Source organism: Ornithinimicrobium avium (assembly GCF_003351765.1).
Lineage (GTDB): Bacteria > Actinomycetota > Actinomycetes > Actinomycetales > Dermatophilaceae > Ornithinicoccus > Ornithinicoccus avius.
In genome coordinates this window covers 3,627,306-3,639,003 of sequence record NZ_CP031229.1, presented here as the reverse complement: position 1 = coordinate 3,639,003, position 11,698 = coordinate 3,627,306, and the positions used below count along the sequence as shown (strand labels likewise).

At 71.7% G+C, this 11,698-nt stretch carries 13 protein-coding genes and 2 tRNA genes; 1 reads left to right on the top strand and 14 read right to left on the bottom strand.

Translation table 11 applies throughout. The annotated features are described in order from the left end of the window. Positions 1 to 14: 14 nt before the first annotated feature. From DV701_RS16750 to DV701_RS16730, 5 genes are all read right to left on the bottom strand, one after another. Positions 15 to 473, bottom strand: coding sequence for a hypothetical protein (locus DV701_RS16750; RefSeq protein ID WP_114930008.1), 459 nt, complete (start codon positions 471 to 473; stop codon positions 15 to 17). Positions 474 to 1,276: 803 nt separating this feature from the next. Then, positions 1,277 to 1,984 (bottom strand): ABC transporter permease, encoded by a 708-nt coding sequence (locus tag DV701_RS16745; protein ID WP_114930006.1) that lies wholly within the window; start codon positions 1,982 to 1,984, stop codon positions 1,277 to 1,279. Then, positions 1,981 to 2,904 (bottom strand): ABC transporter ATP-binding protein, encoded by a 924-nt coding sequence (locus DV701_RS16740; RefSeq protein ID WP_114930004.1) that lies wholly within the window; start codon positions 2,902 to 2,904, stop codon positions 1,981 to 1,983. The genes DV701_RS16745 and DV701_RS16740 overlap by 4 nt, the downstream gene beginning before the upstream one ends. Then, complete coding sequence (locus DV701_RS16735) at positions 2,901 to 3,782, bottom strand: ABC transporter permease (protein WP_114930002.1); 882 nt, start codon at positions 3,780 to 3,782, stop codon at positions 2,901 to 2,903. Before DV701_RS16735 ends, DV701_RS16740 begins: the two co-directional genes overlap by 4 nt. Further along, entirely contained in the window at positions 3,779 to 4,717 is a 939-nt protein-coding gene (locus tag DV701_RS16730; protein ID WP_114931311.1) for an ABC transporter ATP-binding protein, read from the bottom strand. The genes DV701_RS16735 and DV701_RS16730 overlap by 4 nt, the downstream gene beginning before the upstream one ends. Positions 4,718 to 4,811: 94 nt before the next feature. Between DV701_RS16730 and DV701_RS16725 the strand changes: the two genes are divergently transcribed. Beyond that, positions 4,812 to 5,873: an adenosine deaminase gene (locus tag DV701_RS16725; protein ID WP_114930000.1), complete on the top strand. Its 1,062-nt coding sequence runs from the start codon at positions 4,812 to 4,814 to the stop codon at positions 5,871 to 5,873. A 62-nt stretch (positions 5,874 to 5,935) separates the two neighbouring features. On the opposite strand, the gene DV701_RS16720 is transcribed toward DV701_RS16725, so the two are convergent. From DV701_RS16720 to DV701_RS16680, 9 genes are all read right to left on the bottom strand, one after another. After that, entirely contained in the window at positions 5,936 to 6,373 is a 438-nt protein-coding gene (locus DV701_RS16720; protein WP_114929998.1) for a hypothetical protein, read from the bottom strand. Between the two features lie 433 nt (positions 6,374 to 6,806). Continuing rightward, on the bottom strand, positions 6,807 to 7,901 hold the full coding sequence (locus tag DV701_RS16715; RefSeq protein ID WP_114929996.1) for a UDP-N-acetylmuramate dehydrogenase: 1,095 nt from the start codon (positions 7,899 to 7,901) through the stop codon (positions 6,807 to 6,809). Beyond that, positions 7,898 to 8,308, bottom strand: coding sequence for a MaoC/PaaZ C-terminal domain-containing protein (locus DV701_RS16710; protein ID WP_114929994.1), 411 nt, complete (start codon positions 8,306 to 8,308; stop codon positions 7,898 to 7,900). The genes DV701_RS16715 and DV701_RS16710 overlap by 4 nt, the downstream gene beginning before the upstream one ends. After that, the gene (locus DV701_RS16705; RefSeq protein ID WP_114929992.1) at positions 8,308 to 8,754 is read right to left on the bottom strand and encodes an FAS1-like dehydratase domain-containing protein; all 447 of its coding nucleotides are present in this window, start codon (positions 8,752 to 8,754) and stop codon (positions 8,308 to 8,310) included. The genes DV701_RS16710 and DV701_RS16705 overlap by 1 nt, the downstream gene beginning before the upstream one ends. 115 nt (positions 8,755 to 8,869) lie before the next feature. Continuing rightward, positions 8,870 to 9,040: a 50S ribosomal protein L33 gene (gene rpmG, locus DV701_RS16700; protein WP_114929990.1), complete on the bottom strand. Its 171-nt coding sequence runs from the start codon at positions 9,038 to 9,040 to the stop codon at positions 8,870 to 8,872. 45 nt (positions 9,041 to 9,085) lie between these two features. Then, positions 9,086 to 9,159, bottom strand: a tRNA-Met gene (locus tag DV701_RS16695). 34 nt (positions 9,160 to 9,193) lie between these two features. After that, positions 9,194 to 9,266: transfer RNA gene (locus tag DV701_RS16690), tRNA-Thr, on the bottom strand. A 111-nt stretch (positions 9,267 to 9,377) separates the two neighbouring features. After that, positions 9,378 to 10,277 carry a MaoC/PaaZ C-terminal domain-containing protein gene (locus DV701_RS16685; protein ID WP_162803107.1) on the bottom strand — a complete coding sequence of 300 codons (900 nt, stop codon included), beginning with the start codon at positions 10,275 to 10,277 and terminating at the stop codon, positions 9,378 to 9,380. A 2-nt stretch (positions 10,278 to 10,279) separates the two neighbouring features. Beyond that, a complete protein-coding gene (locus tag DV701_RS16680) occupies positions 10,280 to 11,698 on the bottom strand; it encodes a 3-oxoacyl-ACP reductase (protein ID WP_114929985.1) in 1,419 nt (472 codons plus the stop codon).

The following is an 11,698-nucleotide window of genomic DNA, read 5'->3' as shown; positions in this document are numbered from 1 at the left end:
ATCGAGGCTCAATCCTATCTACCGGTGAAGATCTCCATCGGCAGTTCTCCACCACAGGCCTCGATCGCTTCCGGCGAGGCTTCACGACTCGGTGTCCAAAGATAACCCTGCTGCGTGTATTTTTCGACGAAAGTCTTGAGGGAGGGGGCCTCGATCGTTGAATATCCCGCCTGATGGAGGCACGGGATCTGCTCGTCGACGAAAAACGCGTGAAGTCTTGACAGCAGCGCCTCGTCGTATGGCTGGTAGTAGATTGGCTTCAGGGGATAGCGGGCCTCGCAGGTGTAGGCCGCCAGGCGATAGGCGTCTTCTTGCTCGCTGGGATACTCGGCCCCTAGGCTGCGCCCGCCGTCCTCACTCCGGGCTTCGAACCCGAACTCCGTCAGACACTCAACCATCACCCCGCCGTACTCGTCAGGGTTGATCTCGCGAACGACCTGGACATCAGGGGCAGCCTTCCCGTGCAGCCACACCTGGGCCTTCGCCGCCAGGTATTCTTCGCGGGTACGGTAACCGGCCTGTGAAGGGGTCCTGTCCGGTTGGCTCGACGCTGCAGTCTCTTCGCCTGGGGCCTCAGCGCTGGCACTGCCCGTTGGACCCGCAGTGCCTAAGGTGGGCCCGGGCTCCGACCTTTCATCGCCACCGGCGCACCCGGCGAGGGCCAGAGCGAGCACGACCGTCGTCAGCGGTGCTGCCTGCCGAGCAACGAGCGCCCCTAGAGAGGGTTGCGAGCGCACGACGGCTTGACGCCGCTGAACCATCCCTGAGTCTCAACGGTCCAGAGATCCACAGCGCGGTAGAAAATTGTGCTGCCGAAAGTGACGGCGGAGGGAGTCGATCTCGTCTTCGTCTGCCCACTCGTGCTGCGGTAGAAGTGGATGTGATTCTCGGACGAGGTCGTCGTGGTCGACATGGAGACGTTGTAGCCTGATGCACACGTCCGCGATCCAGTCCGATAGTCGTAAGCCTGTGCGGGGGCAGCAAGCCCGACGGCGAGCAACACAGCGAGTGCTGCACCTGTGATCTGCCGCTTCACGATGTCTCCTCCTCGAAAAGGCCGTCCCAAGAGCATGGCCGACGGCTCTGCGGGGTGTCAAGGGAGGAAGAGACTCATCTAACCTCGATCTTGCACTGGGCTCGGATGGCCAGCGGTGCCGACATACGCCGGCCTCGACCCGGAGAGCGAACCTGCACTACCCGTCGGCACCACGCAGCGGCACCCGCCGGCAGCACGCAGCAGCCTTGAAGCCTACCGGCCATCCGTGGGTGTGTCGGCCTACTCGTCGCCGCGCAGCTGGAAGTTCGCCAGCCGCCACCCGGCGAACGCGACGCCCGCCACGAGCACGACGGCCCCGGCGACCGCGGCATAGGTCAGCCCCATGTCGACCGGCATGTCCACGCCACCCACCACCTCGGCGATCCGCCGGGTGAAGGACTGCACCGACACGTAGCGCACACCCGACAGCAGCGAGCCCAGCGCCCGCTCCAGGATCAGCGCGTAGACCAGACCGGCGATCATCCCGTGCCGGGTCGCCGCCGACATCGCCGTGAACAACGCCGTGTAGAGCACCGCCCCGATCGCGCCGGCCACCGCCGAGGCGAGGATCCACCGGCCGCTCACGCCGCCCACCCACGCGGCGAGGGCCAGACCACCACCCCCCAGGACGACCGCCACACCGGCCGCGGTCACCCACTTGCTGGTGGCCACCACATACCTCGAGAGCGGCGTCGAGAGCAGGTAGACGACCGAGCCGTCGTCGATCTCCGGGCCGAGCACCCCGTTGGCCGCGAGCAACGCGACCAGCGGCACCACCACCGCCAGGCCGACCTCGACGAGCACCCCGCGCGCGCCGATCGGCTCCCCGGTGAGCAGCCGCACCACGACCGCCAGGAGCACCAGCACCACCGGCAGCGCGATCAGGACCAGACCGCGCCGCTGGCCGACGAGGGCGCGCAGGGCCAACCTGCTGATCGTGGGGTTCACGACTGCACCAGGTAGGTGAAGACCGACTCCAGCGACTCATCCGTCGGGCGCAGCTCGCGCACCGTGATCCCGGCGTCGCGAGCCAGGGCGGGCAGGGCACGGGCGAAGTCGCCCATGTCGGTCACCTCCACGTGGACCTCCTCGGTGCCGGTCGGCGCCGCGAGGGCCACGCTGCGCACGCTGGGCTGCCCCATGAGGGCGGCGGCGAGGCGGCGGTCGTCGCTGCTGCGGACCGTGTAGTGGGTGGGGCGGTCGGTCATCAGCCGCCGGATCGCGCCGAAGTCGCCGCTGGCCGCGTGCCGGCCGGAGACGACGACCTCGACGTGCCGGGCGATGTGCTCGACCTCCTCCAGGATGTGACTGGAGAACAGGACCGTGCGTCCCTGCTCGCCCATCCGCGTGAGCAGCTCCATCAGGTGCATCCGCTGCCGCGGGTCGACGCCGTTGAACGGCTCGTCCAGCAGCAGCACCCCGGGCTCGTGGACCAGGGCGCTGGCCAGCTTGGCCCGCTGCCGCATCCCCTTGGAGTAGGTGCTGATCGGCCGATCGGCGGCCTCGACGAGCGCGACCTCCTCCAGCGCGGCCTGCGTCGCGCCGCGGGGGTCGCGCAGCCTGTGCAGCTCGGCGCTGGCCGCGACGAACTGCCGTCCGGTCAGGTAGGAGAAGCTCACCTCCCGCTCGGGCACCAGACCGAGCTCCTTGTATGCGGTCACGTTGCGCCACACGCTCGCTCCCCCGAGCGTCACCGCCCCTGCGGAGGGCTCAAGGAAGCCGGCCATCATCGAGATGAGCGTGGACTTGCCCGCGCCGTTGGGGCCGAGCAGGCCGGTGACGCCGGGGCCGATCGCCATCGAGACGTCGTTGACGGCGACGACGTTGCCGTACCAGCGGCTGACGTCGGTCAGGACCAGGTCGGTCATCGCGACCCCTTCCTCTGGTAGCGGCGGACCAGCGCCAGGAGCGCGAGGCCGGCGGCGGCGAGCGCGACGACGAGCATCAGGACGCCGGTGGTCACGTCGTCCGGCGGCGCCTCGAAGGAGCTGGTGGCGTCGCCGAGGGCGTGCTGCAGGCCGTCGACGAGGACGAAGGGCGAGAGGAGCCCGAGCCAGGCGGAGGCCTGCTCGGCCCCCTGCTCGACGCCGACCTCCTGCAGCACGGCGGTGAGGCCGTAGCCGAAGAACAGGACGACGATCGAGCCGCCGATCGCCAGCCCGCGCCGCTGCGTCAGGCTCGCCACGGTCGCGCCGACGGTGGCGAGGAGCACGGCCAGCAGAGCCGCGCCGGCCAGGGCGACGAGCAGCTTGGGCAGCTGGTCGCCGAAGTCCGCCCCGGCCGAGAGCCCGCCGACGAACATCACCAGCAGCGGGGTGACGACGAAGGCCAGGACGGCCAGGAGCAGGGAGGCCCAGCGCACCAGGGCGAACGTCGCAGCGCCCAGCGGCCGGGCCAGGTAGAGGCTGATCGCCCCCGAGCGCAGGTCGCGGGTGAAGAGCACCGGTGCCTGCGCGGCGACGAAGAGGATGACGAACATCGAGGTCATCTGCTGGTAGCCGGCGTAGTTGAGCAGCTCGGCGTCCAGGCCCATCACGCTCATGATGCCCACGAAGACGATCGCCGGCACCAGGGTCATGCCGAGCAGCACGAAGGGCAGGATCTTGGCCCTGCCGGAGCGGCCGAAGCCGAAGGTCGCCAGGGTCCCGTGCCAGAGCAGGCTGCGGCCGATGGCACCCTGGCCGGCGCGCGGTCCGTCGTAGGTGCGGTAGCCGATGTCGTGGATGACACCCGTGCGCTCGGTCATGCCGGAACCTCCTCGCGGAAGACGTCCTCGAGCCGGCCGGTCTGCGGCTGGATCCGCACCAGGCCGAGCCCGAGGTCGGCGGCGGTGTCGCGGACGAGGTCGCGCAGGTCGTCGGGCCGGCCGTCGAGCGGGTCGACCTCGATGAGGCCGCCCACCGGGCGAGCGGTGAGCCCGCGCGCCGCGAGCGCCTCCCCCATGGCCCTCTGCGCGTCCGCCCCGTGGGCACCCAGGACCTCGACGAGGACCGTGCCGGTGTCGGCCATGAACGCCTGGGTGGCCTCCGAGCGCAGCAGGTGCCCGCCGTCGAGCACGACGACGTGGTCGCTGATCCGCTCCAGCTCACCGAGCAGGTGGGAAGTGACGAGGACGGGTATGCCGAAGTCGTGCCCGATCCTGCGCACCAGCGCGAGCATGTCGTCGCGGGCGGCGGGGTCCAGTCCGTTGGTCGGCTCGTCGAGCATGACCAGCCGCGGGTCGTGGACGAGGGCCTGGGCGAGCTTGGCGCGCTGCTTCATGCCGGTGGAGTAGGTGCCCATGAGCCGGTAGCGCTCCTCCGCCAGCCCCACGTGCCGCAGGACGTCGGCCGCGCGCTCGCGGGCGGCGGCCGGCGGCAGCCCGGAGACCCGCGCCATGTGGACGACGAAGTCGATGGCCCGCATGTCCGGCGGCAGGCAGTCGTGCTCTGGCATATAGCCCACGAGCGTGCGGATCTGCGTCCCGCCCGTCCGGATGTCGTGCCCGAGGACCGTGGCCTCGCCGGAGGTGGGCGAGAGCAGGCCGAGGAGCACCTTGATGAGGGTCGACTTGCCGGCGCCGTTGGCACCGACGAGGCCGGTGACGCCCTCGTCGACGTCGACGGTCAGGCTGTCGAGCGCCGCGGGCGAGCTCGCCCCGCCGTAGCGCTTCGTGAGCGTCTGGGTGTGGATGACTGGCACGACGACCACAGTAGGTGCCGCCGGACGCGACCCGCACGGGCGCTATCCCCCGGAGCGCGCGGCGGTCAGCCCCCGGCGGTATACATGTCTCTCGATGGCTACCACCCTGTCGCCCGGAGCGCCGGGCCGCGACCTGCGGGACCTGCCCAAGGCCCACCTGCACCTGCACTTCACCGGCTCGATGCGGGTGAGCACCGTGCGCGAGATGGCTGACCAGCACGGCATGCGGCTGCCGCCGGCGTTCACCACGCGCTGGCCGCCGGAGCTCTCCGGGATCGACGAGCGCGGCTGGTTCCGCTTCCAGCGCCTCTACGACGCAGCCCGCGCCTGCGTGCGCGGCGAGACCGACATGCGCCGGATCGTGCGGGAGGCGGCCGAGGACGACGCGGCCGAGGGCTCGCGCTGGCTGGAGATCCAGGTGGACCCGACGTCCTACGCCCCGTTCGTCGCCGGGATCACGCCGGCGCTTGAGATCGTCCTGGACGAGGCGCGGGCCGCGGCCGCGGCGACCGGGACACGGGTGGCGGTCGTCGTCGCCGCGAGCCGGATGCGTCATCCGCTCGAGGCACGCACGCTGGCCCGGCTGGCCGCCCGCTACGCGGGCGACGGCGCGGGCACGGTGGTCGGCTTCGGGTTGTCCAACGACGAACGACGGGGCACGACGAGCGAGTTCGCCCCGGCCTTCCGGATCGCCGCCAGGGCCGGTCTGGCGAGCGTGCCGCACGCGGGCGAGCTGCTCGGCGCCGACCATGTCGACGAGGCGCTGGAGCACCTGGGCCCCGACCGGCTCGGCCACGGCGTGCGTGCGGCCGAGGACCCGGAGGTGCTGCGTCGGGTCGTCCAGGAGCAGGTCACCCTGGAGGTGTGCCCCACGAGCAACGTGGCCCTCGGCGTCTACCCCACCCTGGCCGACGTGCCCCTACGCCGTCTGGTGGACGCCGGTGCCCGGGTGGCGCTCGGCGCCGACGACCCGCTGCTCTTCGGCAGCCGGCTGGTCGACCAGTACCTCAGCGCCCGCGTCGACCATGCCATGTCCGACGCCGAGCTGGCCGACCTGGCCCGCAGCTCGGTGGAGGGGTCCTTCGCCCCCGCGGCGGTCAAGCAGGAGATCCTCGCCGAGATCGACGCCTGGCTGGCAGCAGCAGTGACCCCGTAGACGGTCCCGTGAGAGTGGAGACATGGTCGCCACTTCCACGGAACCTCCGTACTTCCGCACGCTCAGCGGTCGGTGGCGTACAGATCAGGCTCTGGGCAGGTGGTCCTGGGGAGCCCTCCGGCCCGCTCGGGCGACTCGTAGGGCGACCAGGTCGGCTCGCCGCTCCGATAGACGCCGATGTAGGCCTCGAGACTGGGCGGCTGGACCGGGTCATAGCCCTGAGCCTTCAGGCACTCGTACGAGGCGACGTACTCGCCGTAGAGCCACTCCAGCTCGGCGTCGCTCAGCGGCAGAGCCGCCACGCCTGGATCGACCTGTTCGTCGCAAGCCTCGGACGCGGCCTGGTAGGCGGCCTGCTGGTCCGGGTTGACCTTCACCCGGATGTTGCCATCACTCTGAAGATCGGCTGGGAACCCAGCGTCCTGCAGGCATTGAACACGAGCCTCCTGCTCGGCACGGGCGGCGTCGGCGCGTGCCCTCCGGGACTCGTCGACGTTCATGCCCTCCAGAGACGAGGTGGAGGCTGGCGCCGGCTCCGTCGAACCGCTGCAAGCAGTGAGGGCCACGCTGAGCAGAAACAGTCCGGCTCTGAGCAGTCGCGGTGACCTTGTGTACTTCACGATGTCGGACGGAGTGCTATGGCGTTCCGTCACCGCAGTATGCGTACGTATCCGCTTCGTCCAGGTAGGGATTGCCGGTCGCGGCGATTCTCTTCCTCATCATGTCCTCCTTGACGAACGATGATGACACCACATGCACTAAAGGACGGAATCGCAACAGGGTTCATCCGAACGCCAGCGTTCCGCGGCGCGCCGGGACGAAGGACGCGGCGACCGTGACACCCGGGTGGACGCCCGGGAACCTCGCGGGTGCACCGGTTGCGCGCGCCTCGGAGCTGGTCCTCCTCCTGGTTCTACAGCTCCAGCCCGAGTTCTACAGCTCCAGCCCGACGAGCACCGGCTCGTTGACCAGCCGCACTCCGAAGGCCTCGGCGACGCCGTCGCGGACATCGCGCGCGACGGCGAGCACATCCTCTGCCCGGGCGGTGCCACGGTTGGTCAGCGCCAGCGTGTGCTTGGTCGAGAGCCCCGCCGGCCGGCCGTCGAGGGTCGCGTAGCCCTTGGCGAAGCCGGCCCGCTCGATGAGCCAGGCGGCCGACGTCTTGACCTTGCCCTCGCCCCCGCCGGCAAACTCCGGAGGCGTCGGCCCGTCCGGGCCGAGTCGGGCGGCGGCGCGCTCCCGCACCGCGGCCATCTGCCCGCTCGTGAGGATCGGGTTGGTGAAGAACGACCCGCAGCTCCACGTGTCGTGGTCGGCCGCGTCGAGCACCATCCCCCGGTCGCGCCGCTGCTGCAGCACCGCCTCGCGGGCGTCGCGCAGCGGCACACGGGTGCCGAGCTCGACGCCTAGACCGGTGGCGAGCGCGGCATACCTGACCGGCTGCGACAGCTCGCTGGGGCGCAGCGAGAAGGTCACCGTGAGCACCACGAAGCGCGGCGTCACCTCCCCCGCGCCGAGCATCGACCCCTTGAGGACCGAGTGCCGGTAGGAGAACTCCAGGTCGGTCGGGAACATCGTGCGCACGCGTCCCTCGAGCCGGTCCCAGACCCGCACCCGGGCGATCGTCTGGGCGACCTCCTGGCCGTAGGCACCGACGTTCTGCACCGGGGTGGCGCCGGTCGCGCCCGGGATGCCGGAGAGCGCCTCGATGCCGGACCAGCCCTGCTCGACGGCGCGGACCACGACGTCGTCCCACGTCTCCCCCGCCGCGACGGTGACGGTCACGCCTCCGCACGCGGACGCCGAGGGCACCTCGATCCCGGCGGTGCGCACGAGCACGACGGTGCCCGGGAAGCCCTCGTCGGACACCAGCAGGTTGGAGGCGCCACCGACGACGAGCAGCGGCTCGCCGGCCCGGTCGACCTCCTGCACGGCCTCGACGAGCTCTTCCTCGGTGGTCACGCTCACCAGGCGACGCGGTGGCCCGCCGACGCGGATCGTGGTGAGCTCGGCGAGGGTTCGCGTCATGCGCGGACCACGGCCTGGCAGCGACCGAGGACCTTCTCTCCACCGCACGTGGCGCTGATCTCCAGGGTTTGGGTGCCGGCGGCCTCGTCCGACTTCTTGACCGCGCCCTCGACCTGGACCTCGACGGTCGCACCCTCGGGCACGACGACCATGCCGGTGAACCTGGTGGCGCAGGACAGGATCCGCCCGGGGTCCCCGCCGACGTAGGCGGTGACGACGTCCAGCGCCGCGCCCATCGTCCACATGCCGTGCGCGATGACGTCGTCGAGGCCGACGGAGCGGGCGAACTCCTCGTCCTGGTGGATCGGGTTCTGGTCGCCGGAGGCGTCGGCGTAGGCGACGAGCCGGGACCGGTCGACGGTGACGGTGCGGCTCAGCGCCTCCGGGTAGGTGATCGGCCCGCTCATCAGCCCTCCCCCCTCACGACGATGGTGGAGTTGACGGTGGTGACCGGACGTCCGCCTTCGTCGGAGAGCTCGACCCGGGTGGACACCATGCCGTGGCCGCCGGCCTCGCGCATCCGGTCCACGTGCAGGACGCCGGTCAGGACGTCGCCGGCGACGATCGGCCGGTGGTGGGTGAAGCCCTCCTCGCCGTGGACGACCCGGGAGAAGTCGATGCCCGCCTCCGGGTCCTGCACGAGCTGCGCCTCGCACCGCTGCGCCAGGCGCACCGCGAAGGTCGGCGGGGCGACGACGTCGGCGTAGCCGAGGGTCTGCGCCGCCTGCGGGTCGCGGTGGGCCTCGACGGTCGAGCCGATCGCACCGGCGAAGTCGACGACCTCCTGGCGGGTGATCGGGAACGGCCCGGCGGGCGGGTACTCCCGGCCGGCGAAGTCGGTGTTGAGCGGCATGCGGCTCAGCCTAACGCCGGGGCGCGAGCCGCCAGCGCCCGACGGGACAGGGCCCCGGCGACGACGAAGGACCGCCACCCGGCTCGGGTGACGGTCCTGCGCGGGAGGTCTGGCCTCAGCGGGTCTCGCGGTGGATCGTGTGCCGGCCGTCGCGCGGGCAGAACTTGAGCAGCTCCATCCGGTCGGGGTTGTTCCGGCGGTTCTTCTTGGTGATGTAGTTGCGCTCCTTGCACTCCGTGCACGCCAGAGTGATCTTGGGGCGGACGTCGGCGCTCTTGGTGGCCACTGGTGCAACCTACTCTCGAAATGGTGGTGGTACGACGGTGCTCGGTAGCGGGAGCGGGGCTCGATCCCGCGACCTCACGATTATGAGTCGTGCGCTCTAACCAGCTGAGCTATCCCGCCTCGGGAGGACGACCCTGGAGGGCCGGCCTGCCAGAGCCCCCAAACGGAATCGAACCGTTGACCTTCTCCTTACCATGGAGACGCTCTACCGACTGAGCTATAGGGGCGGGCCGTGGTCCTGCCGGTCCGCACGGGACCCGCAGGCAGCGAGAAGCAACTTTACATGAGGGTGCCGGGCTGGACCAAAACGGTGCTCCCGGCACCCCCACGGTGGCCGTTCAGACCTGGCTGACCTGCACGGACATGTGGAAACGGGAGCCGTCGCGGGAGGTCACGGCCAGCGCCATACCCTCCGCCCGGTCCCCGCGGAGCACGACGGTGGAAGGGAGCAGCACAGGCTGGACGAAGCGCACGTCGGCCCGGAACGCGCCGGGCAGCCGCGGCGCGACCGCCGCCAGCGCGCGGGCGTGCGTCCACATCCCGTGCGCGATCGCCCGCGGGAAGCCGAAGGCCTTCGCCGCGAGGGCCGACAGGTGGATCGGGTTGGCGTCCCCGGCGACCGCGGCGTACCGCCGGCCCAGGTCGGACGGCAGCCGCCAGGTCGCCAGCTCCTGCTCCGGTATGGCCGGCCCGGTCCGGACCGCGGACGCCTCGCCACGGTCCGTGGCCGGCTGCGCGCCGCCGACCTGCCCCGAGCCGTCCTTGTCCCTGGCCAGGTAGGTCGAGCGACCCTGCCAGACGACCTCCTCGCCGACCCTGGCCTCACCGACGAGATCGACGGTGTGGCCCCTGCGGTGCGGGGCGAGGTGCTCGGCCCAGGAGCTCAGCACGAGCTCCTCGGCGACGCGGACCGGGCGGTGCTGGGTCATCGAGTTGGCGACGTGCACCATCCCGAGCATCGGGAAGGGGAAGTCGCGCCCGGCCATCAGGCGGGCCTGCAGCGGGAAGGTGAGCACGTGCAGCCAGGTGACCGGCACGGCGTCACCGAGCACCCCGCCGGTCAGGTCGCAGTAGTCGGCCAGCCGGCGCACGTCCTGCTCCACCCCGGCCAGCACCAGCCGGTGCCGCGGCAGCGAGCCGGAGGCACCCGGCCGGCCCAGACCGGTCGCCACGCCCCGGGCGAGGGTGGCCGGCAGGCTCGGCGCGGCGTCGAGCAGCCGCACGTCGAGGTCGCTCACGCTCACGCCCCGATCTGGCTCTGGCCGCAGACCCGCAGCACCTGGCCGCTGACCGCGCCGGAGGCCGGCGCCGCGAGGTAGCCGATCGCCTCGGCCACGTCGACCGGGCGCCCGCCCTGCTGCAGCGAGTTGATGCGGCGGGCGACCTCGCGGGTGGCCATCGGCATCTTGCCGGTCATCTCGGTCTCGATGAAGCCCGGCGCCACGGCGTTGACCGTGATGCCCCGGGCGGCGAGCGCCGGGTCGGCCGCCATGGCGCGGACCAGGCCGATCACGCCCGCCTTGGAGGCGGCGTAGTTGGCCTGCCCCCGGTTGCCGGCGATCCCGGAGGTCGAGGCGACGCCGACGATGCTGCCGCCGTCGTCGAGACCGCCGGGCAGCGCCGGGTCGAGCAGGACGGCGTTGATCCGGGTCTGCGCGGCGAGGTTGACCTCGAGCACGCTGCCCCAACGCTCCTCGTCGGTGTTGACGAGCAGCTTGTCGCGGGTGATGCCGGCGTTGTGCACGACCGTGTGGATCCGGGCCGCCTCGCCGAAGCGCTGGGCCACGTGCGCGGCGATCCGCTCCCCCGCGTCGGGCGCGGTGATGTCGAGCTGGAGCGCCTGCCCGCCGATCCGGTTGGCGACAGCGGCCAGCCCCTCACCGCCCGCGGGGACGTCGACGGCGACGACGAGCGCCCCGTCCCGGGCGAAGGTCTCCGCGATGCTCGCGCCGATCCCGCGCCCCGCTCCGGTGACGACGACGACCTGACCCTCGAACGGCCGGGAGGACACCTCGGCGGCGTGCGCGGCGGCGCCGTGCCCCACGTGCAGCACCTGCCCGGAGACGTAGGCCGAGCGCCCCTCGAGCAGGAAGGACATGGTCGAGGCCAGGTCGGCGGCCGTGGTCGGGGCGTCGGTCAGCAGGTCGACGCGGACCAGGTTGGCCGTGGCGCCCTTGCGGAGCTCCTTGCCGACGCTGCGCACGATGCCCTCCAGGGCCTGCTGGGCAGCGACGGCGGTGGGCGCGCCGGCGGTCTCCGGCTCCACGCCCAGCACGACCACGCGGCCGGAGGGCTCCAGCGCCTTGAGCGCCGGGCGCAGCGCGCCGCGCACGCCCTCGAGGTCCTCGATCGTGGTCAGCGCGGTCGCGTCGAGCACGACGGCGCCGATCGTGGACGGGTACGGGGTGGGCACCTCGCGGGTGCGCCCGTCGTCGTCGGTCTGCGTCACCCGGGTCTGCGGGGTGTCGACGAGCGCGTCCTGCGGGGTGAGGCCGAGCAGCTCGACGGCCTCGCGGGCGAGGGCGCTCGCGCCGCCGGCGGTCGCCAGCACGACCGGGCCGGAGGGCAGCTCGCGCCCGCGCCGCAGGTTGGTCGGCTGGGGCACGCCCAGCTGCCGGGCGATCGGGTTGGAGGTGAGGATCTGCATCAGGTCTGCCAT

What these genes read in the sequence shown, in the direction of transcription:
- DV701_RS16720 (WP_114929998.1), bottom strand. Translation starts at nt 6,373, where the DNA reads ATGAACGTCGACGAGTCCCGGAGGGCACGCGCCGACGCCGCCCGTGCC.
- DV701_RS16680 (WP_114929985.1), bottom strand. Translation starts at nt 11,698, where the DNA reads ATGGCAGACCTGATGCAGATCCTCACCTCCAACCCGATCGCCCGGCAG.
- DV701_RS16725 (WP_114930000.1), top strand. Translation starts at nt 4,812, where the DNA reads ATGGCTACCACCCTGTCGCCCGGAGCGCCGGGCCGCGACCTGCGGGAC.
- DV701_RS16705 (WP_114929992.1), bottom strand. Translation starts at nt 8,754, where the DNA reads ATGCCGCTCAACACCGACTTCGCCGGCCGGGAGTACCCGCCCGCCGGG.
- DV701_RS16740 (WP_114930004.1), bottom strand. Translation starts at nt 2,904, where the DNA reads ATGACCGACCTGGTCCTGACCGACGTCAGCCGCTGGTACGGCAACGTC.
- DV701_RS16710 (WP_114929994.1), bottom strand. Translation starts at nt 8,308, where the DNA reads ATGAGCGGGCCGATCACCTACCCGGAGGCGCTGAGCCGCACCGTCACC.
- DV701_RS16715 (WP_114929996.1), bottom strand. Translation starts at nt 7,901, where the DNA reads ATGACGCGAACCCTCGCCGAGCTCACCACGATCCGCGTCGGCGGGCCA.
- DV701_RS16735 (WP_114930002.1), bottom strand. Translation starts at nt 3,782, where the DNA reads ATGACCGAGCGCACGGGTGTCATCCACGACATCGGCTACCGCACCTAC.